The organism is Thioalkalivibrio versutus (assembly GCF_001999325.1).
Taxonomy (GTDB): Bacteria; Pseudomonadota; Gammaproteobacteria; order Ectothiorhodospirales; family Ectothiorhodospiraceae; genus Thioalkalivibrio; species Thioalkalivibrio versutus.
In genome coordinates, this window is record NZ_MVAR01000027.1 from 1 (window position 1) to 19306 (window position 19306).

The 19306-nt window shown below is 67.0% G+C and carries 19 protein-coding genes; 9 read left to right on the forward strand and 10 right to left on the reverse strand.

From position 1 onward, the window contains the following. Positions 1-32 precede the first annotated feature (32 nt). From B0684_RS10290 to B0684_RS10305, 4 genes are read right to left on the reverse strand one after another with little or no spacing between them, the layout of a single operon-like run. Positions 33-515: a transcriptional repressor gene (locus B0684_RS10290; protein WP_018144752.1), complete on the reverse strand. Its 483-nt coding sequence runs from the start codon at positions 513-515 to the stop codon at positions 33-35. A gap of 49 nt (positions 516-564) precedes the next feature. Then, positions 565-1593, reverse strand: a complete 1029-nt coding sequence (locus B0684_RS10295; RefSeq protein WP_018176316.1) for an alpha-L-glutamate ligase-like protein — start codon at positions 1591-1593, stop codon at positions 565-567. Next, entirely contained in the window at positions 1593-3128 is a 1536-nt protein-coding gene (locus B0684_RS10300; RefSeq protein WP_018176315.1) for an inactive transglutaminase family protein, read from the reverse strand. The genes B0684_RS10295 and B0684_RS10300 overlap by 1 nt, the downstream gene beginning before the upstream one ends. After that, positions 3125-3673: an ATP-dependent zinc protease family protein gene (locus B0684_RS10305; RefSeq protein WP_026304781.1), complete on the reverse strand. Its 549-nt coding sequence runs from the start codon at positions 3671-3673 to the stop codon at positions 3125-3127. The genes B0684_RS10300 and B0684_RS10305 overlap by 4 nt, the downstream gene beginning before the upstream one ends. A gap of 124 nt (positions 3674-3797) precedes the next feature. On the opposite strand from B0684_RS10305, the gene ppsA reads away from it, so the two are divergent. From ppsA to B0684_RS10325, 4 genes are all read left to right on the forward strand, one after another. After that, complete coding sequence (gene ppsA / locus B0684_RS10310; RefSeq protein ID WP_018650602.1) at positions 3798-6170, forward strand: phosphoenolpyruvate synthase; 2373 nt, start codon at positions 3798-3800, stop codon at positions 6168-6170. Then, the gene (locus B0684_RS10315; RefSeq protein ID WP_018176313.1) at positions 6163-6993 is read left to right on the forward strand and encodes a pyruvate, water dikinase regulatory protein; all 831 of its coding nucleotides are present in this window, start codon (positions 6163-6165) and stop codon (positions 6991-6993) included. Before ppsA ends, B0684_RS10315 begins: the two co-directional genes overlap by 8 nt. 81 nt (positions 6994-7074) lie before the next feature. After that, positions 7075-7635, forward strand: a complete 561-nt coding sequence (locus B0684_RS10320) for a YggT family protein (RefSeq protein WP_018144746.1) — start codon at positions 7075-7077, stop codon at positions 7633-7635. Positions 7636-7772: 137 nt separating this feature from the next. Beyond that, positions 7773-8225 (forward strand): DUF4426 domain-containing protein, encoded by a 453-nt coding sequence (locus B0684_RS10325; protein ID WP_018144745.1) that lies wholly within the window; start codon positions 7773-7775, stop codon positions 8223-8225. A 49-nt stretch (positions 8226-8274) separates the two neighbouring features. Here the strand turns inward: B0684_RS10325 and B0684_RS10330 are convergent, their stop codons facing one another. Beyond that, positions 8275-8937, reverse strand: coding sequence for a sulfite exporter TauE/SafE family protein (locus B0684_RS10330; RefSeq protein WP_018176311.1), 663 nt, complete (start codon positions 8935-8937; stop codon positions 8275-8277). Between the two features lie 15 nt (positions 8938-8952). Beyond that, positions 8953-9426, reverse strand: a complete 474-nt coding sequence (locus tag B0684_RS10335; RefSeq protein WP_018169225.1) for a tellurite resistance TerB family protein — start codon at positions 9424-9426, stop codon at positions 8953-8955. Between the two features lie 43 nt (positions 9427-9469). Here B0684_RS10335 and B0684_RS10340 point away from each other — a divergent pair, with 43 nt between their 5' ends. Together B0684_RS10340 and B0684_RS10345 are read left to right on the forward strand one after the other, a co-directional pair. After that, positions 9470-10084, forward strand: coding sequence for a 7-cyano-7-deazaguanine synthase (locus B0684_RS10340; protein ID WP_077277025.1), 615 nt, complete (start codon positions 9470-9472; stop codon positions 10082-10084). Beyond that, complete coding sequence (locus B0684_RS10345; protein WP_018144741.1) at positions 10081-10320, forward strand: hypothetical protein; 240 nt, start codon at positions 10081-10083, stop codon at positions 10318-10320. The genes B0684_RS10340 and B0684_RS10345 overlap by 4 nt, the downstream gene beginning before the upstream one ends. Here the strand turns inward: B0684_RS10345 and B0684_RS10350 are convergent. Beyond that, the gene (locus B0684_RS10350; protein WP_018176309.1) at positions 10313-11047 is read right to left on the reverse strand and encodes an HAD family hydrolase; all 735 of its coding nucleotides are present in this window, start codon (positions 11045-11047) and stop codon (positions 10313-10315) included. The genes B0684_RS10345 and B0684_RS10350 overlap by 8 nt on opposite strands. Positions 11048-11088: 41 nt before the next feature. Between B0684_RS10350 and B0684_RS10355 the strand changes: the two genes are divergently transcribed. The 3 genes from B0684_RS10355 (at position 11089) to cysQ (ending at position 13414) form a co-directional block, all read left to right on the forward strand. After that, on the forward strand, positions 11089-11793 hold the full coding sequence (locus B0684_RS10355) for a hypothetical protein (protein WP_019572082.1): 705 nt from the start codon (positions 11089-11091) through the stop codon (positions 11791-11793). Positions 11794-11983: 190 nt separating this feature from the next. Next, positions 11984-12529: an ADP compounds hydrolase NudE gene (nudE, locus tag B0684_RS10360; protein ID WP_018144738.1), complete on the forward strand. Its 546-nt coding sequence runs from the start codon at positions 11984-11986 to the stop codon at positions 12527-12529. 51 nt (positions 12530-12580) lie between these two features. After that, a complete protein-coding gene (gene cysQ / locus B0684_RS10365) occupies positions 12581-13414 on the forward strand; it encodes a 3'(2'),5'-bisphosphate nucleotidase CysQ (protein ID WP_019572081.1) in 834 nt (277 codons plus the stop codon). Positions 13415-13429: 15 nt separating this feature from the next. Here the strand turns inward: cysQ and B0684_RS10370 are convergent, their stop codons facing one another. Genes B0684_RS10370 through purH form a run of 3 tightly spaced genes read right to left on the reverse strand, consistent with a single transcriptional unit; the run spans position 13430 to position 18828 of the window. Further along, entirely contained in the window at positions 13430-15916 is a 2487-nt protein-coding gene (locus tag B0684_RS10370; RefSeq protein WP_018176307.1) for a glycogen/starch/alpha-glucan phosphorylase, read from the reverse strand. Positions 15917-15959: 43 nt separating this feature from the next. Next, positions 15960-17249: a phosphoribosylamine--glycine ligase gene (gene purD / locus B0684_RS10375; protein ID WP_018176306.1), complete on the reverse strand. Its 1290-nt coding sequence runs from the start codon at positions 17247-17249 to the stop codon at positions 15960-15962. Positions 17250-17262: 13 nt separating this feature from the next. Next, entirely contained in the window at positions 17263-18828 is a 1566-nt protein-coding gene (gene purH / locus B0684_RS10380; protein WP_018176305.1) for a bifunctional phosphoribosylaminoimidazolecarboxamide formyltransferase/IMP cyclohydrolase, read from the reverse strand. Positions 18829-19306: the final 478 nt, after the last annotated feature.

Here is a 19306-nt window from a genome sequence, read left to right on the forward strand (position 1 = left end):
GGGTTCAGGGTGGGCTGTGCAGACGCGCGGCGTCAGGCGCGGTCCTGCTGCCCCCGGCGGCAGTCCCCGCACTGGCCATGCAGCTCCACCATGCGCGAGTCGATGGCGAAGTCCTGGGCCTCGGCCTCGTGCTCCAGCGCCTGGCTGGCCGGCTCCGGGGTGTGGAACTCGGTGATCTGGCCGCAGCCGTCGCAGATCATCAGGGCCGACTCGTGGCGCTCGCCGGGGTGCGAGCAGGCGACGAAGCCGTTGAGGCTCTCGATACGGTGGATCAGGCCCTGCTCGAGCAGAAAGGCCAGGGTGCGGTACACGGTTGGCGGCTTGATGCTGTGATCATCGGAGGACAGCGCGTGGATCAGGTCGTACGCCTTGATGACGCCCTCGGTGCGCAGGATCTGCTCCAGGATGCGCCGGCGCTGCTCGGTCAGGCGAGCACCACGGGTGGCGCAGACGCGTTCGGCGTCGGCCAGGGCCTGTTCGATGTCCGGCGTCTTGGTCTCGGCGGCGGCAGTCATGCGCCTAGGATAGCCCAAACGATCACGGTGCCCGTAACCGCCTCGGTGATCAGGCGGGTTCGGCGGCGCGGGAGGTTTCGGTGTCGGGCTCGGTTGGATGGGTCGCCTCGGGGCGCGCGAAGACCTCGGCGGACCACCGGGCGCGTTCGGCGGCCGGCTCGATGTCGCGGGCCACCATGTGTGCATCCACCGCGAGGATGCGGTGGTCCAGGCCTTCGCCGTTGGCGATCTGGATGGCGAGCCCGGGCCGGGCGTTGAGTTCCAGGATCAGCGGCCCGCGGTCGGCATCGATCACCACGTCCACCCCCAGGTAGCCGAGCTCGCTCAGCTCAAAGCAGCCGGCGGCCAGTTCCATCAGCTGGTCCCAACCGGGGATTTGCAGACCGACAATGCTCTTTTCGCTGTCGGGGTGCTCGCGGCAGGGCCGGTTGTAGCGCACTCCGCCGATGGTGCGGCCGGAGCCGAGGTCAATGCCGGTTCCCACGGCACCCTGGTGCAGATTGGCCTTGCCGTCGGAGTCCTGGGTTGGCAGGCGCATCATCGCCATTACTGGGTAGCCGCGATAGACCACGGTGCGGATATCCGGCACGCCCTGGTGCGAGACCTCATCGAAGATCGAGGAGAAGCGCACCCGCTGCTCGATCATGGCGGCATCCGGTCGGCCACCCAGGCTGTACATGCCCGAGAGGACGTTGGCGATGTGATCGTCCAGTTCGCTCAGCTCCATGGCGCGACCACCGGCCCGACGAGGCCGATCGCCGCGCCAGCCGTCGATCACCAGAATGCCGTCGCCGGCCGCGCCGTGGGCCGGCTTGATGACGAAGCCGTCTTCATAGTTCCGCAGCTGCTTCCGCACGTCGCGAATCTGGCGCAGGGTGCGTACGACGCCGTACAGATCCGGCACCGAGAGCCCGGCATCCAGGGCGAGTTGTTTGGTCTGCAGCTTGTCGTCCACCCGTGGGTAGAATCGCCGTGCGTTCCAGGCGGCGATATAGCGGGCATTGCGGGCGTTCATGCCGACGATGCCCTGCTCCTTCAGCAGTTTCGGGCGCACGAAGCGCGGCAGCCAGGCCGGCATTAGTCGGTCCTCCGCATCGCATCCTGGATGCGTCCGAAGCGGAACAGTTCGGTCAGGCGGTAGCCGGTGTAGCGTCCCAGCAACAGGGTCACGGCCAGCAGGACCAGCAGCAATTCCGGGAACACGAACAACAGGTGTTCCAGCTGGCGGTTGGCCATCAGCCCGTAGGCCGCGGCCGCGACGGCCAGGCTGCCAATCCCCTGGGTGATGGCATCGGCGGGGCCGTGTTCTTCCCAGACCACTGACATGCGCTCGATGGTCATGGCGAGGATGACCATCGGGAACAGTGACAGCGCCAGGGCGCGCTCGAAGCCGAGCTGGTGCGACAAGATGCTGATGCCGAGCATGAGCATGATGACCACGCTGACCACTGCCGCCAGACGCGGGACCAGTAGCAGTCTGAGGTGCTCGAGGTAGAAGCGCACCACGAGACCCAGCGACACGATCAGCGTGAACAGGATGATCCCGGCCAGCAGCTGGGTCTCGCGGAAGGACAGTGCGATCAGCACTGGCATGAAGGTGCCGAAGGTCTGCACGCCGATCACGTTGCGCAGGAACACGATGATCATCGCGCCCAGCGGCACCATCAGCAGCACCCGGTAGGTGTTCTGTGTGCCCAGCGGCAGGTTCAGGGTGGAGAAGTCGAGGAAGCGACTGTCCAGGGTGTCGCCGAAGCGCTGGATGGTCGCCAGGGCATCCTGCACCCCGCGGGCCACCGCAAAGCGCACCTCCGCGTTCTCGCCGTTGGATATCTCCAGGAGCGGGGCGTCGCCATGCGACCAAACGACCACGTCGGCGGGGTACTCGATTTCGCCGCTCTCCGGGTCGATGGGCACCCAGCGCCGCGTGTTGTGAACCTCGAGCCAGGTCTGCGGCTCGATGTCGCGGCGCCCGTCGACCAGGCGCAGGGCGGTCACCTGCCGGGCCGGGATGCGCGCGGTGGCCAGCAGCTCGATCAGGGTCTCGGCCCGGCGGGCGCGATTGTCGTCGCTCTCGATAAACACGGCCGCATTGGAAGCCGGTGCCGCGTTGGCGAGGTCATTGACCAGTACCGAGGCAAAACTCCGGATGTCCGAGGAGCGCCCGCGGACGTCATCGATCAGCGCCTCGGCGGCCGAACGGAAGGGTTCGCTCCAGTCGGGCACGGCCACTGGCCCCGGGTAGTCGGATTCCGAGCGGTCGTCTCCGTCACGGTAGAGCGTGGCGCGGTAGTACAGCACCTGTTCGCCGCGCGGCTGACGGGTCGTCCACTGGGCCAGGCGATCCTCCGCCTGGAGGACGGTGTTCAGGCCGTAGCCGCGGGATACGAAGCCTTCGTCCAGGATGGAGAAATTCGGCAGGCGGTGTGGGATTCGAAGCTGCACCGTGGTGGCCTCGCCGGTGGCCTGGAAGCGCACGCGGGCCTCCACCTGCCAGGTCTCGGCGGTGGCGTCCGGCTGCAGGGGCATCCCCAGCGCGCTGACCTTGTAGGCGAAGACCCCGAGTCCGATCGTACTCAGCAGCACGATCAGGATCGGCAGGTGGAAACGCTTCACTGGTCATCCGTCGCGCAGTCGGGCGCGCGCAGGTGCTCCGCGCCGGAGTCCACCAGGATGTGCCCGGCCATGTGGCTGCGCCCGATCAGGGCTTGGTATTTCAGAGCCGTGCGGTCGATCAGGCTGGTGTCGGCGGTCAGGAGCTGGTCGCCGATACAGAACTCCATGCGCACCACCGGGCGTTCCTGCGAGTCTCCGCTGTGCCTGCGAATGCGCACGATGCGCTCGATCGGTCGCTCCAGGGTGATGCGCGCGTCCTCGTCGTCCGGGTCGATGATCTCGAAGCGGATCCAGTCTTCACCGTCCCTCTCGAAGCGCTCCTTGTTTAGCGCGTTCAGCGAGGAGGAGGTTGCACCAGTATCCATGCGCGCCTTTAGCACGATGTCTTCCTCGGCGATGCGAACGTTCTCCACAGCACCCAGGATGGCCATGGAACCCCCTGACTCCTGGGCCCCTGCGGATTGCGTCAGGAAGGCCAGGACGAGCAGCATGGTCGGCAGGATGGATTGGGTTAAGCTGGAACGACGGGCGGCTGGAGCAGTCACGCAGTCTCCTGAAGGTTACAAAACGCTGAAGTGTAGCTGATCACGTTTGTTACCCCGTGTTAAGGGGTTCACAAAGCCTAGGGAAGCATTAGATCAGTGTGGCCCTAGGAGTTCAGGAGTTGCCATGAGCTGGGTAGTCGATCTCGCCGATCTGACCATGAACGATGTCGCCCGGGTGGGTGGCAAGAATGCCTCGCTGGGCGAGCTTCTGGGGCAGCTCGGTGCCGCCGGGGTGCGCGTGCCGGGTGGATTTGCCACGACCGCGGATGCCTATCGCGCCTTGCTGGCGAAGGACGGGCTGGACGCGCAGATCAAGGCGCGCCTGGCGGATCTCGATATCGACGACATTGAGGCCCTGCGCGCGGCCGGGCGCGAGGTGCGCGGCTGGGTCGAGCAGGCCGAACTGCCGGGCGAGCTGGAGGAGGTGGTGCGCGAGCACTACGCGCAACTGGGCGATAACGTGCCGGTGGCGGTGCGTTCCTCGGCCACAGCCGAGGACCTGCCCGAGGCCTCGTTCGCCGGGCAGCAGGAGACCTTCCTCAACGTGCGCGGCATTGATGCCCTGTTGCAGCGGCTGCGCGAGTGCTTCGCCAGTCTCTACAACGACCGCGCCATCGCCTACCGCGTGCACAACGGCTTTGCCCATGACGAGGTCGCGCTGTCGGCCGGCATCCAGCGCATGGTGCGTTCCGACGTCGGCGCCAGTGGCGTGATCTTTACCCTGGATACCGAGAGTGGCTTCCGCGATGCGGTGTTCATCACCGGGGCCTGGGGCTTGGGTGAGACGGTCGTGCAGGGCGCCGTGAACCCCGACGAGTATCAGGTCTACAAGCCGGCGCTGGCGGCCGGAAAACGCGCCATCATTGGCCGTGCCCTGGGTACCAAGGCGGTGCGCATGGTGCTCACGGAGGACGGTACCCGCACCGAGGACACCCCGACGGACATGCGCCACCGCTTTTGCCTCTCCGATGCCGATGCCGAGCAGCTGGGGCGCTATGCGGTTGCCATCGAGCAGCACTACGAACGGCCGATGGACATCGAGTGGGCGCAGGATGGCGAGACCGGCGAGCTGTTCATCGTGCAGGCGCGTCCGGAGACGGTGGAAAGCCGCGTCGAGCTGGGTGCGGGCGAGCGCTACGAGCTGGCACCGCACGACGCCGAGCCGCTGGTGACCGGCCGCGCGATCGGTTCGAAGGTGGGGGCCGGTATCGTGCGCGTGCTGGATTCGCCGGATGCGATGCACACGATGGAAGAGGGCGACATTCTGGTCGCGGACATGACCGACCCCGACTGGGAGCCGGTGATGAAGCGCTCCGCTGCGATCGTGACCAACCGCGGCGGACGTACCTGCCACGCGGCGATCATCGCCCGCGAGATGGGCATCCCGGCGGTGGTCGGTTGCGGTAACGCAACCGAGGTGCTCTCCGACGGCATGGAGGCGACGGTATCCTGCGCGGAGGGCGACGACGGGCACGTGTACCCCGGCAGGCTCGACTACGCGGTCAAGAAGACCGAGATCGGCGAACTGCCGGAGTTGCCGGTCAAGCTGATGCTGAATGTGGCCAACCCCGGGCGGGCCTATGCCTTCTCGCAGCTGCCACACGCGGGGATCGGTCTGGCGCGGCTGGAATTCATCATCAACGGCACCATCGGCGTGCACCCGCTGGCGCTGCTGGACTATGCCGAGGACCCGAACCGCCTCGAGCCCGAGGTGCAGGAGCAGATTGCCGAACGCCTGCGTGGCTTTGACGACGGCCCACGCGAGTTCTTCGTGCGCAAGCTGTCCGAGGGCATCGCGACGCTGGCAGCGGCCTTCGCGCCGGAACCGGTGATCGTGCGCCTGTCCGACTTCAAGTCCAACGAGTACGCCCATCTGATCGGTGGTGCTGGCTACGAGCCGCACGAAGAGAACCCCATGCTCGGCTTTCGCGGGGCCTCACGCTACCGCTCGGAGGTCTTTCGTCCGGCGTTCGCCATGGAGTGCGAGGCGTTGCGCCGGGTCCGCGACGAGATGGGCCTGGACAATGTTCAGGTTATGGTCCCGTTCGTGCGTACGCTTACCGAGGCCGAGGACGTGATCCGGGTGCTGGGCGAGGAGGGCCTGCGCCGCGGCGAGCAGGGCCTGAAGATCGTGATGATGTGCGAGATCCCGTCGAATGCCCTGCTGGCGGCGCGCTTCCTCGAGCATTTCGACGGCTTCTCCATCGGCTCCAACGATCTGACCCAGCTGACCCTGGGGGTCGACCGCGACTCCGGACTGGTGGCGGATTCCTTCGACGAACGCAACGATGCGGTGAAGGCGCTCTTGAGCATGGCGATCCGCGCCGCCCGCCGCGCCGACAAGTACATTGGAATCTGCGGCCAGGCCCCGTCCGACTATCCGGATATGGCGGTCTGGCTGATGAGCGAGGGTATCGATTCGCTGTCGCTGAATCCCGATTCGCTGCTCTCCACCTGGGAGCAACTGGCGAAGGTCGGGGGGGCGACAGATGACTGAGTCCGTCGCCCAATGCCCGCAGGTCTATCTGGTCTCGGACGGCACCGGGATCACCGCAGAGGCCCTGGCGCGCTCGCTGTTCACCCAGTTCCCGGATGTCGACCCGGCTTGGCACCGGCTGCCCTTTGTGCAGACGCCCGGGCGTCTGGCCGCCGTGTTCGCCCGGGTCGAGGCTGGGCCGCAGCCCGCACTGGTGGTGGCCACCCTGGCCAATGCTGACTTGCGGGCTGATCTGCACCAGAGCTCGGTGCCGGTGATTGACGTCTTCGGGGAGCACGTCGAGCGGCTGGAGGGGCTGCTGGGGGTGGCCTCGCAATCGGCTTCCGGGCGTGCCCACGGCATGGGCGATGTCAGCCGCTATGACCGGCGCATCGAGGCCCTGAACTACACCCTCGCCCATGATGACGGTTTGGCCGTGCAGGACCTGTCGGTCGCCGATGTCGTGCTGCTGGGTGCCTCGCGTTCCGGCAAGACGCCGACCAGCCTCTATCTGGCCATGAACTACGGGCTGTTCGCGGCGAATTACCCGCTGGTCCCGGAGGACCTGCGCCAGGGCGACATCCCGCACATGCCGGAAGGGCTGCGAGGCCTGGGTAGGCGCCTGGTGGGGCTGACGATCACCCCGCAGCGGCTCGCGCAGATCCGCGAGGGCCGACGGCCCGACAGCCGTTATGCCAGTCTGGCCCAGTGCCGGGCCGAGTGTGCGGCGATCCAGGAGTTCTTCGACAGCTGGCAGATCCCGCATCTGGACGTGACCGAGCTGTCGATCGAGGAAATCGCGACCCGGGTACGCGACTGCATGGATACCCGCCGCGGCGTTTGATCCGCGCCTCCCTGGCTTGGCATCCTGCCGGGCTTGCCGGAGAATGGGCGCGGTTCACTCGCTGCATCGCAAGGAGTCTGCATGCCCGCCACCGGAACCGGACAAGAGATCGCCATCTTCCTCGTTGGCGTTGTCTTCGGGATTTATATCATCCTGTTGATTTTGAGGACGATCTTCGGCCTGGTGCGGGCCGATTACTACAACCCGATCTCGCAGACCATCGTGATGCTGACCGACCCGCCGTTGCGGGTGTTGCGGCCCGTGATCCCCTCGGTCGGGCGGGTCGATCTGGCCGCGATCGTGCTGATGATCGTGCTCAAGTTCATCGAAATCTGGTTGCGCGTGCTGATTGTGGGTGTGGATGCCGGGGTCGGGATTATCCTTGCCGTGGCAATCCGGGAATTGCTGACCACGGTGATCTGGGTCTTCATCATCGCGCTCATTGCCGAGGTGGTGATGAGCTGGCTTCAGGCGGGGGGCGGTTCCACCAACAATCCCATCATGCGGCTGGCGGGGGCGGTGAACCGCCCCATCCTCGGCCCTCTGCGCCGGGCCCTGCCGAATACCGGCGCGATCGATTTTTCGCCAATGATCGCCCTGGTTGGGCTTTATATCTTGCTGATTATCGTGCGCTCTTTTTGAGGTGGATTGCCGTCCGGGCGAAATGCACGGGGCGGCCTTGCCTGTTCGGGTGCAAAACGGGCTAGACTCGGGACGAGGGGCCCCTGCGGCAATGCCGCCGCCAGGTCCTCGTTTCTCAAACGGAACAGGAGTCAGTCATGGCAAGAGTGCATCGGGTCATCACCGGCTTTCTCGTCGCATTGGCGGCGGTTGCTCTCGGAAGCTCGATCGCATCCGCCAACGAGGCGGAATTCGACAATTACGTCGTCTACTACAACGTGATCAACACCACCTTCCTGTCCCCGGAGGTCGCGCGGGCCTATGACGTGCGGCGCAGTTCCAACCGGGCCATGGTCAACATCAGCGTGATGGAGCGGGGCGACAACGGCTTGCAGGCGGTCTCCGCGGAAGTCAGTGGCTCGGCCACCAACATGAACGACCAGATGCGCAGCCTGCGCTTCCGCGAGATTCAGGACGGTGATGCCATCTATCACCTTTCCGAGGTGACGGTGCGGGGCGGGGAAACACTCGAGTTCCAGATCGACATTACCCCGGCGGACAGCGATCGCACGCTGCCGATCCGTTTCACCCGCGACTTTTACGCCGACTGAGCCCCGCCCCGGCGCTCGCGAACGATGCCCCGCTCGTCCGGGCGGGGCATCACAGCACCAGGCCTAGCAGCATCCATGCGCCGTACAGTGCGACCCCGCCGCCGGCGATCCGGCGGACCCAGGGGCGGCGCACGAAGGCCGCCAGGCGCGCGGCGAATACCCCCATCAGCAGCAGATTCGGCAGCGTCCCCAGGGCGAAGGCCCCCATCAGGGCGGCCCCTTCCAGCGCGCCGCCGGCACTGAGCGACCAGGCCAGCACGCTGTACACCAGGCCGCAGGGCAGCCAGCCCCACAGCCCGCCGACCATCAGCGCCTGACCGGCATGGCGCACTGGCAGGAAACGCCGGCCCAGCGGCTCGATGCGGCGCCACAGCACGCCACCGGCCTGTTCCAGGCGGGCCAGGACCGGCCACCAGCCCCCGAGATAGAGCCCGAGCAGGATCAGGAAGGCGGCGGCGATGCCCTGGAGGATCGCCTGCCCGGCGGGCAGGCCGCCGAGCAGGCTGGCCCCCAGCCATCCCGCCAGCGCGCCGGCGACCACGTAACTTGCCATGCGCCCGAGATTATAGGCCAGCAGGAGGTCGAGCCCGGGTCCGCGGCGGCCGTGGCCCATGGAGATCGCGCCGACGATGCCGCCGCACATCCCCAGGCAGTGCACGCCACCGAGGATGCCCACGGCCAGGGCCGCCAGCAGGGTGCCCGGATCACTCATCAGAAAGCGCCTCGGTCAGCGAGGGTCGGCCGCATCGCCGAGCACCTCGTGCTTGGTGCGGATGAAGGTCGCGTGCGGGATGTAGAGCAGGTCTGCCAGGTGCCGGATTACCGCTTCCTGGCGCTTGTTGAGGTCGCGGTTGGCCCAGGCGGCACGCCACAGGGCGCGCATGATGTCGGTCTTCTGCCCGGCATCAAAGGACGCGTTCACTTCGCGCACCATGGGGTGGATGGAGATCAGTTCGTCGCTATCCTCCTGGGCGATCTCCAGCATCGCATCGGCGGTATCGCGATCCAGCCGGAACAGTTCGATCAGGCTGGCGCGCACGGACTCCAGTTCCTCGGCGTGCAGATCAAAGTCGGCCCGGCAGACCTCCATGATCAGCGCCGCCGCGGCGCGTTGCAGGCGCTCCTCGGGGGCGCCCTCGGCGCGGTCGCTGCGCTCGGCGCCCAGCAGGCGCTGCCAGTGGCTGCGTAGTTGTTCGATCAAGTCAGGGTCTCCGTGGTCTTGCGCTGTGCGGTATGGTGCCCGAATGGAATCCGCCCGGCCCGAATCCCCCGATCTTCTCCTGCTCTCCGGCGGCATNNATGCCGCCGGCCGCTTGTTGCGTGCCGTGTGGGTCGACTACGGCCAGCGCAATGCCGCGCGCGAATGGACCGCGGTGGAGCATCTGTCGGCGGTCTACGGTTGTGCCCCCATCGCGCTGGATCTCCAGTCCCTGCGCACGGCCTTCACCCGCCGCAACGACTGGGTCGGGCACGTGCCGCTGCCCCAGCGCAATCTGCTGGTGCTGGCCCTGGCGGTCAACTTGGCCGAGCACCACGGCGCGGCACGCATCCTGCTGGCGCTGAACCGCGAGGATCAGGGGCATGGTCCGGGTTCGCAACCGGGGTTTGTGCAGCAGGTCTCGGAGCTGGCCGCAGGTCTGGTGCCCGGCCTGCAGGTCGAGGCCCCGCTGATCGACCGGAGCAAAGCCGAGATCATTGCCGCCACCGACCCGCTGGGGATCGATTGGCGTCACACCTGGAGCTGCCTTCTGGCACAATCGCGCCAGTGCGGGCGTTGCCCGCAGTGTCAGGCCCGGCGTGCCGCGTTCGCCGCGGCCGGCATCCCCGACCCGACCGACTACCGCGAAGCCCCCCGATGACCGATCCCGCCATTCCCCGTCATGTCTCCGAGCGTCTGGAGATCGCCATCCTTACCGGTGAGACCCTGCAGCTGAACTGGGTCGAGCCCAATTCTAGCCAGGCCTGGTGGGGCAAGGTGACCCCGCGCGAGGTGCGCGAGGCGGACGGGTGCCATTGGCTCGACGGGGAATGCGAGGGCCGTACGGTGCAGATCCGACTGGACTTGATCCGCAACCTGCCGACACCGGTCAAGTAGCCGCCACGCCTCCCGGGTCGCTCAGGCCGGGCAACAGGTCCGCGAGCGATTCCAGCAGTTCGAAGTCCTCCGAGTGCATGGGCTCGCCGCGCTCGTCCGGGTAGCGCATCCCCCGCAGTTCGGCGATCCCTGCTCCGGCGGCGCTGGCCAGCGCCAGCAGGTTGTCGTCCACCAGCAGCGTCCGTTCCGGAGCGTACGGTGCGACCCGCTGCAGGCGTTCCCAGAAGCTGCCGTCTTCCTTGGCGCAATCGAGGTCGTGGGCGGAGACAATGGTATCCAGGCGGTCGCCAATGCGGGTGAGCCGGTGCTTGAAGGCGTAGACCTGCGGGTGGGCGTTGGTGACCAGCACCCGCCGCCGCCCGGCCCTTTGCAGGGCACCCAGGACTTGATCGGCATGCGGTTTCAGGGCGATGTGGTGGGCCAGTTCGCGTTTCAGGCCGAGGATGTCGAGACCGGTAAAGCGGGTCCAGTGATCCACGCAGTACCACTCCAGCTTGCCGCGCACCCGCTGCATCTCGTCCTCCAGGCGGCGGCGCGCGCATTCCGGGTCATCCGGTTGGCAGCGGATGTATTCCTGCGGGATCAGTTCACGCCAGAAGCGATTGTCGAAGTGCAGATCCAGTAGCGTCCCGTCCATGTCGAACAGCACAGTGTCGATGCGATCCCAGGCGATCGCCGCGCGGGCCGCGGGCGGGCGCGGATTTTTTTCGGGGTTTTGCAGGTCCACAGCTAACGGCTACACGAAAGAGGGTGACGACGATGGCCCCCATGGTACCCCAATCGCGGTTCCTTCCCGCGCCCCTGCTTCTTGCGCTGATGGCGCTGCCGTTGGCGGTGCAGGGGATGGACCCCGGCGACCCGGACTACGACCCGCTGGAGGACGACAGCCTGTGGGGCGAGACGGTCTCCCCGGACCAGACCCAGACCACCAGTCCGGAGCTGACCTTCCTGCTGGAGGAGCCGGACCGGACTCCGCATCACCACCAGAACCAGATCCGCATCACGCAGTCCTCGCTGGAGGACGGCTGGGCCGATCTGCGCCAGTGTCACAATGATGTGGCGGCCATTCGGCGCATGGTCATTGTGTACAATGAAGCCAGAATCGACGAGCTCCAGGTCGAGTCCACCCGCAATATCGAATCCGCGCGTGCCGAGGGCGATCGCGTGGACCTGCGCGGGGTGCAGCGGGACGCCGAGGTCTGCGTGACCGCGCGCATGAAGATCGTCGAGGACGAGGGGGACGGCGTCTATCGCCTGGAGAACGGCCCGTTCGTGCGCCGCTTCCTGGATGGCTACTTCCCGATGCGCGTCACCATGGCCGTGAGCTGGGGCGATCTTGACCTGCGTCTGGCGGAGACCGATCCGGCCGACCAGGACGGGTTCGAGGTGGTCACCTCCGATCACGGCTTCATGTTCGACACCTTGTTCGAGGGCGAACTGCGTACCCTGGTGCGGCTACGCAACAGCCATTAGGGAAACGCTGACGCATTTACCGCTCGCGCTTGACGTGTTTGCGTGCGAACAAGGTGCGGCGCTGCCGTGCAGTCCCTGTGCGGCAGGTGAGCCGCAGCGCCGTGCGCGCGAAAAGGCGGCGGAGCCCGTAGGGTGCCAACGCGAGCGTGTACATTAAGCAGCGTTTTCCTACATGTATCCCGGAGGGCGCATGAGCCGAGACAAGCCGGATGTCCAGGGGCGGCGTACGGTCGCCAGCAGCCGCCTGTTCGAGGTGGAGGAGCTGGATCTCGAATTCAGCAATGGCGCGCGCACCTGTTTCGAGCGTCTGGTCAGTCGCGGCCACGGGGCGGTGATCATCGCCCCGGTGCAGACCGACCGGACCGTCCTGTTGATCCGCGAGTACGCCGCCGGCACCCACCGCTACGAGCTGGGTCTGCCCAAGGGGCGGATGGAGGCGGGCGAGGACATCCTGACTGCCGCCAACCGCGAGATCATGGAGGAGGTCGGCCACGCCGGGCATCGCCTGACCCACCTGGGCGCGCTGACCGTGGCACCCGGCTACATGGCCCACCAGACCCATCTGGTGCTGGCCGAGGACCTGTACCCGCAGGCCGCGGAAGGCGACGAGCCGGAGGCGCTCGAGGTAGTCCCCTGGTCGCTGGACCGGCTGACCGAGCTGGTCGCCCGGGAAGACCTGACCGAGGCGCGCTCCATCGCCGCGCTGTACATGGTGCGCGATTACCTCGACGCCTGAGCGCAACCCTGCCAAGCTAGGCGGAACGTTTCGGGAAAACGGGAGTTCCCCATGCATGCTCCGCCGAAGGATTCGGCTCTTACTGCCCTGATGCACGAGGTGGCTGCGCTGGCCGACCAGGCCGGCCACGCGATCCTCGAACTCTACGAGACGCGCTTTGCGGTCACCGAAAAGGCCGATCATTCGCCGCTCACCGAGGCCGATCTGGCTGCCCACCGGATCCTTGCCCATGGGCTGGCCGACATCGACCCCGACTGGCCCGTGTTGTCGGAGGAGGGGCAGGACGTGCCTTTCGAGCGCCGTCGCCAGTGGCAGACCTACTGGTTGATCGATCCCCTCGACGGCACCCGCGAGTTCGTCAAGCGCAGCGGCGAATTTACCGTGAACGTTGCCCTGATCCACGACCACGAGCCGGTGCTGGGCGTCGTCTGGTGCCCGGTGCTCAAGCGCCTGTACGCCGGTCATCGCGATGGCGTGGCCATTCGCCGTGACGAGGATCAGCCCCCGCGGGAAATCGCAGTGGCGCGCGACCGTATTGGCACCGATCACCCATTGGTGGCGGGCAGCCGTTCGCACGGGGCGGAGCGACTCAAGGTCGCGCTGGACCGTCTGGGTCCCCACGACCTGGTCAGCATGGGCAGCTCGATGAAGCTGTGCCTGGTGGCCGAGGGAGCCGCCGACATCTATCCGCGTCTGGGGCCCACCAGCGAGTGGGATACCGGCGCGGCGCACGCCGTGGTCCGGGCCGCAGGCGGACGGGTGACGGATCTCCACGGGCAGGAGCTGCGTTACAACATGCGCGAAAGCCTGCTGAACCCCGAATTCCTGGTGTGCGCGGGCAACCCCGACGGCTGGTTGCGCCGCCTGGGGCTTCCCGACGCCTGAGTCCCCCGCTCCGTGTCAGGCGGCGCCGTTGGTCCGCGACGGGGCCACCGGCTCCGGCGTGATATCCCAGATCTGGTCGGCGTAGTCGCGCACCGTGCGGTCGATGGAGAAGTACCCCATGCGCGCGACATTCAGGATGGCTGCCTCGGCCCATGCGGTACGGTCGGCGTACAGGGCATCCGCCCGGTCGCAGGCCGCGGCGTAGGCCGGATAGTCGGCGATCACGAAGAACGGGTCCTCGTGGCGCAGGTAGCGCCCAAGGTCGCCATGGGTCCCCGGGTCGTCGCAGGTAAAGAACCCCGATTCGATCATCTCCACCGCGGCGGCCAGGTTGGGCTGCTGCGCCAGGATGGCCTCGGGGCTCGGGCCGTTGCGGCGATGCTCGACCACCTCGTCGGCAGTCATGCCGAAGATGAAGATGGACTCCTCGCCCACCGCGTCGCGGATCTCGATGTTGGCGCCGTCCAGCGTGCCGATGGTCAGGGCCCCATTCAGCGCCAGCTTCATGTTGCCGGTGCCGGAGGCCTCGAAACCGGCGGTGGAAATCTGCTCGGAGACATCGGCCGCCGGGATGATGATGCTGGCGGAACTGACCTCGTAGTTGGGGAAGAACACGCACTTCAGGCGGTCGCCCACGACCGGATCGCGGTTCACGATGTCGGCCACCTCGTTGATCACCTGGATGATGCCCTTGGCGCGGGCATAGCCGGGTGCTGCCTTGCCGCCGAACAGGACCACGCGCGGCGGGACGTCCTCGCCGGCGCGAATGCGCTGGTAGAGATCCACCACGTGCAGGAGTTTCAGCAGCTGGCGCTTGTATTCGTGGATGCGCTTGATCTGCACGTCGAACATCACGTCCGGGTTCAACTCCACGCCGGTGCGCTCGCGGACCAGGTCGGTCAGGCGCTGCTTGTTGGCGCGCTTCACGTCCATGAACGCCTTTTGCAGGTCGGGATCCTGGGCGTAGGGCTCCAGCGCGCGCAGACGGTCAAGGTTGTACTGCCAGTCGTTGCCGATGCGCTGGCCCAGCAGTTCGGTGAGCGCGGGGTTGGACTGGATCATCCACAGGCGCGGGGTCACGCCGTTGGTGACATTGACGAAGCGCTCCGGCCACAGGGCGTAGAAGTCCTCGAAGAGGGTCTCCTGCAACAGCTGGGTATGCAGCGCGGCCACGCCGTTGACGTGGTGCGAGCCGACCACGGCCAGGTGGGCCATGCGCACGCGGCGGCCATGGTCCTCGTCGATGATGGACAGCCGGGTCAGTCGGTCGTTGTCCCCGGGATAGCGGTGACGGACCTCTTCCAGGAAATCCTGGTTGATACGGTAGATGATCCCCATATGGCGTGGCAGAACGCGCTCCATCAACTCCACCTGCCAGGTCTCCAGGGCCTCGGGCATCAGGGTGTGGTTGGTGTAGGCGAAGGTGCGCCGGCTCAGGTCCCAGGCGTGGTCCCAGGGCTGTTCATGGTGGTCCACCAGCAGGCGCATCAGTTCCGCCACGGCGATCGCCGGGTGGGTATCGTTGAGCTGGATCGCAATCTTGTCGGGCACTTCATCGAGGCTGTAGCCGAGCGCCAGATGGCGCTCCAGGATGTCCTGCAGCGAAGCGGAGACGAAGAAATACTCCTGTTTCAGCCGCAGTTCCTTGCCGATCGCGGTGGCATCGTTCGGGTACAGGACCATCGAGATGGTCTCCGACTCGGCCTTGTCCGAGACGGCGCGGATGTAATCGCCCTCGTTGAAGTAGCGCAGGTCGAAGTCGCGGGTGGCCTTGGCCGCCCACAGCCGCAGATTGTTCACGTTGCGCCGGCCGTAGCCCGCCGTCGGGTAGTCGTAGGCCATGGCCAGGACTTCCTCGCCGTCCTCCCAGGTGTAACGGGTGGAGCCGTCGGGGTCATGATGCTCGACCACGTAGCCGTAGAAGTGGATCGGGAATTTGCGATCCGAGCGCGGGAATTCCCAGGGGTTGCCGTAGCGCAGCCAGTTGTCCGGGTGCTCGACCTGTTGGTAGGGCTCGAACTCCTGCCGGAACATTCCGAATTCATAGCGGATGCCGTAGCCGTAGCCGGGGTAGCCCTGGGTCGCCAGCGACTCGAGGATGCAGGCGGCCAGGCGCCCGAGGCCGCCATTGCCGAGGGCGGCGTCGTCTTCCAGGTCGAGGATGGTATCCAGGTTCACGCCGAGGTCCGCCATCGCCTGGCGTGCCGGCTCGAGGATGCCCATGTTGCGCAGGTTGGCCTCGAGCATGCGCCCGATCAGGTATTCCAGCGACAGGTAGTAGACGCGCTTGACGTCCTCGTCGGCGAATTGCCGGCGGGTCAGCAGGCGCCGCTCCACCATGCGTTCACGGATGGCGAAGGTGAGTGCTTCCATCCAGTCGCGTTCGGTGGCTTCGCGCGGGTCTTCCCCCACCACGCGGACCACGGCATCGCGGATCGATTGCCGCAGGCCCTCCGCGTCGTTGGGGAGGTTGGGCAGGTGCGTGACTTCGGGGGCGGCCATCGGGTGGTTCTCCAGGAGGGGGTAGACGCGCTGTTGCCCGGGGTTATCCCTCCCGGGCGACGGCGCGATAGCCGATATCTGTTCGGCAGTATATATCGTCGAAATGAATCTGTTGTACGGCCGCGTAGGCCTTTTTCTGCGCGGCCTTCACGTCCTCGCCGAGGCCGACCACGCACAGCACGCGGCCCCCGGCGGTGACGATCGTTCCGTCTTCGCCCTGTGCGGTCCCGGCGTGGAACACGTGGGCATCGGGATCGCGTTCCACGGCCTCCAGGCCGGTGATGGCATCGCCCTTGCGGTAGGTTCCGGGGTAGCCGCCGGCGGCGAGGACCACGCCCAGTGCCACGCGCGTATCCCATTCGGCCCGGACTTGGTCCAGGCGGCCTTCCAGCGCGGCCTCGACCAGTTCGCCGAGGTCGGAGTCCAGGCGGCTCAGGATCGGCTGGGTCTCGGGGTCGCCGAAGCGGCAGTTGAACTCCAGCACCTTCGGGTTGCCCGCGGCGTCGACCATCACGCCGGCATAGAGAAAGCCGGTGTAGCGTTCGCCATCGGCGGCCATGCCCTGCACGGTCGGCTCGATAACCTCGCGCAGGATGCGCGCGTGCAGGGCATTTGTCACCACCGGGGCGGGCGAGTAGGCCCCCATCCCGCCGGTGTTCGGGCCCCGGTCGCCGTTGTCGCGCGCCTTGTGGTCCTGCGAGGAGGCCAGCGGCAAGACATGCTCGCCATCCACCATGCAGATAAAGCTGGCCTCCTCGCCGCGCAGGAATTCCTCGATGACCACCCGGTTCCCGGCCTCGCCAAAGGCATTGCCGGCCAGCATGTCGTGAACCGCGGCGCGCGCCTCGTCTTCGGTCTGCGCCAGGATGACGCCCTTGCCGGCGGCCAGGCCGTCGGCCTTGACCACGATGGGTGCGCCGTGGGTAGCGATGAACTCAAGCGCTGCGGTCTCGTCCTCGAAGCTGCCGTAGGCGGCGGTCGGGATGCCGTGGCGTTGCATGAAGTCCTTGGCGAAGCTCTTCGAGCCCTCTAGCTGCGCCGCCTTCGCGGTGGGGCCGAAGCAGCGTCGTCCGGCGGCGCGGAACGCATCCACTACACCGGCGACCAGCGGGGCCTCCGGGCCGACGACCGTAAAGGCCACTGCCTCGCGCTCGGCCAGGGCCAGCAGCGCGTCGATGTCGGTGACGCCGATGTCGACGTTCTCGCACTTCGCTTCGCGCGCGGTCCCGGCGTTGCCGGGGGCCACCAGGACGCGTTCGATTCGCGGGGACTGCGCCAATTTCCACGCCAGGGCGTGTTCGCGGCCGCCGTTGCCGATTACCAGTACGTTCATGGGAGGCCCCGGATCAGTGACGGAAGTGGCGCATGCCGGTGAACAGCATGGCGATGTCGTGCTCGTTGGCGGCGTCGATCACCTCCTGGTCGCGCATCGAACCGCCGGGCTGGATCACCGCGGTGATGCCGGCCTCGGCGGCGGCGTCGATGCCGTCGCGGAACGGGAAGAAGGCGTCCGAAGCCATCACCGAGCCGGCCACCTGCAGGCCCTCGTCGGCGGCCTTGATGCCGGCGATGCGCGCGGAATACACCCGGCTCATCTGCCCGGCACCGACCCCGATGGTCTGTTCGTCGCGGGCGTAGACGATCGCGTTGGACTTTACGTACTTGCCCACCTGCCAGGCGAAGCAGAGGTCCTTCATTTCCTGTTCCGAGGGCGCGCGCGCGGTCACGGTCTTCAGCTCCACATCGGCCAGGCTGCCGCGATCGGCATCCTGTACCAGCAGCCCGCCGCCGATGCGCTTGTAGTCGAGGCCGGGACCGACACCCGCCGGCGGGATCTCCAGCACGCGAACATTCTTTTTGGTGGCCAGGGCGCGCAGTGCGCCCGGGGTGATCTCGGGGGCGATGACCACCTCGACGAACTGGCGGCTGACGATCGCGTGGGCGGTGTCGCCGTCCAGCGGCCGGTTGAAGGCGATGATGCCGCCGAAGGCCGAGGTCGGGTCGGTCTGGAAGGCGCGTTCGTAGCCCATCAGCTGGGTCGGGGCGACGGCCACGCCGCAGGGGTTGGCGTGCTTGACGATCACGCAGGCCCCGGCCTCGAACTGGCGCACGCATTCCCAGGCGGCATCGGCGTCGGCGAGGTTGTTGTAAGACAGTGCCTTGCCCTGGTGCTGGCGGTAGCTGGCCAGGGTGCCGGGTGCAGGCTGTGGATCACGATAGAACGCGGCGCGCTGGTGCGGATTTTCGCCATAGCGCAGGGTCTCGACGCGTTCGAAGGTGGCGTTCAGCTGTCCTGGGAAGGGGGCCATCTCCCCATCCTCGTCGAGGGCCGAGAGGTAGTTGCTGATTGCGGCATCGTAGCGCGCTACGTGATCGAAGGCCGCGACCGCCAGGCGGAAGCGCAGCGACTGCGGCACCTCGCCATGGTCGCCGATGGCCGCGGCGATCTCGCTGTACTGGTCGGGGCTGGTGGCCACGGCCACGTCGCGGTAGTTCTTGGCCGCGGCGCGCAGCATCGCCGGGCCGCCGATGTCGATGTTCTCGATGGCGTCTTCCAAGCTGCAGCCGGGGCGGGCCACGGTCGCCTCGAAGGGATAGAGGTTCACCACCAGCAGGTCGATCGGCGGGATGTCCTGCTCGGCCATCACCGCGGAGTCGATGTCGCGCCGGCCGAGCAGTCCGCCGTGGATGCGCGGGTGCAGGGTCTTGACTCGGCCATCCATGATCTCGGGGAAGCCCGTGTGCGCGGAAACCTCGATTACCGGAAGGTTGTTTTCGGCCAGCAGGCGGGCGGTCCCGCCGGTGGACAGAAGCGCCACGCCGCGTTCATGCAGGGCGCGGGCGAGCTCCACGACGCCGGTCTTCTCGGAGACCGACAAAAGGGCGCGCTGGATAGGGCGGCTGGGGGTCATGCGGGGCCTCGGGATCGCTGCAAAACGACCATTATATCGAACGCGCGGCCCGGATGGATCGGCATTCGGCGTCGCGAAGCCAGGGTCGCCAGACGGGCCCTCAGCTTGTAATTTTTGCGCAAAACCTTCAGGGTATAAAAACGATTTCGGACACAACGCCCGCGTTCAGACGCATCGCGCGGCGCCGTAAACGATCCCCGAGCCAGGCGGGATGGGCCCGCCAGACCACGGCTCGGCATCCGGGTACCGATTGCCCTCCGGATGTGCAGGAAGAACCGGCCAGGCCGGTGTCGGGTGCTGCGAACAACGCACCTGGCGCATTGATACCCGAACACCGGGCGGCACCCGCCTGGCTCGATCGGGCTGCTGGCGAGACCGCCGTGTGATGCGGAGGTCGCGGTTTACTGCGTTTGCGGGGTGTTGTGCCGACGGATCGGCCCAGAGGCCGGTCCAGTCACGCTTACAACAGCAGCAAAGC

What these genes read in the sequence shown, in the direction of transcription:
- B0684_RS10315 (WP_018176313.1), top strand. Translation starts at nt 6,163, where the DNA reads ATGACTGAGTCCGTCGCCCAATGCCCGCAGGTCTATCTGGTCTCGGAC.
- cysQ (WP_019572081.1), top strand. Translation starts at nt 12,581, where the DNA reads ATGCATGCTCCGCCGAAGGATTCGGCTCTTACTGCCCTGATGCACGAG.
- B0684_RS10355 (WP_019572082.1), top strand. Translation starts at nt 11,089, where the DNA reads ATGGTACCCCAATCGCGGTTCCTTCCCGCGCCCCTGCTTCTTGCGCTG.
- B0684_RS10290 (WP_018144752.1), bottom strand. Translation starts at nt 515, where the DNA reads ATGACTGCCGCCGCCGAGACCAAGACGCCGGACATCGAACAGGCCCTG.
- B0684_RS10325 (WP_018144745.1), top strand. Translation starts at nt 7,773, where the DNA reads ATGGCAAGAGTGCATCGGGTCATCACCGGCTTTCTCGTCGCATTGGCG.
- B0684_RS10330 (WP_018176311.1), bottom strand. Translation starts at nt 8,937, where the DNA reads ATGAGTGATCCGGGCACCCTGCTGGCGGCCCTGGCCGTGGGCATCCTC.
- purD (WP_018176306.1), bottom strand. Translation starts at nt 17,249, where the DNA reads ATGAACGTACTGGTAATCGGCAACGGCGGCCGCGAACACGCCCTGGCG.
- nudE (WP_018144738.1), top strand. Translation starts at nt 11,984, where the DNA reads ATGAGCCGAGACAAGCCGGATGTCCAGGGGCGGCGTACGGTCGCCAGC.
- ppsA (WP_018650602.1), top strand. Translation starts at nt 3,798, where the DNA reads ATGAGCTGGGTAGTCGATCTCGCCGATCTGACCATGAACGATGTCGCC.
- B0684_RS10295 (WP_018176316.1), bottom strand. Translation starts at nt 1,593, where the DNA reads ATGCCGGCCTGGCTGCCGCGCTTCGTGCGCCCGAAACTGCTGAAGGAG.
- B0684_RS10320 (WP_018144746.1), top strand. Translation starts at nt 7,075, where the DNA reads ATGCCCGCCACCGGAACCGGACAAGAGATCGCCATCTTCCTCGTTGGC.
- B0684_RS10345 (WP_018144741.1), top strand. Translation starts at nt 10,081, where the DNA reads ATGACCGATCCCGCCATTCCCCGTCATGTCTCCGAGCGTCTGGAGATC.
- B0684_RS10370 (WP_018176307.1), bottom strand. Translation starts at nt 15,916, where the DNA reads ATGGCCGCCCCCGAAGTCACGCACCTGCCCAACCTCCCCAACGACGCG.
- purH (WP_018176305.1), bottom strand. Translation starts at nt 18,828, where the DNA reads ATGACCCCCAGCCGCCCTATCCAGCGCGCCCTTTTGTCGGTCTCCGAG.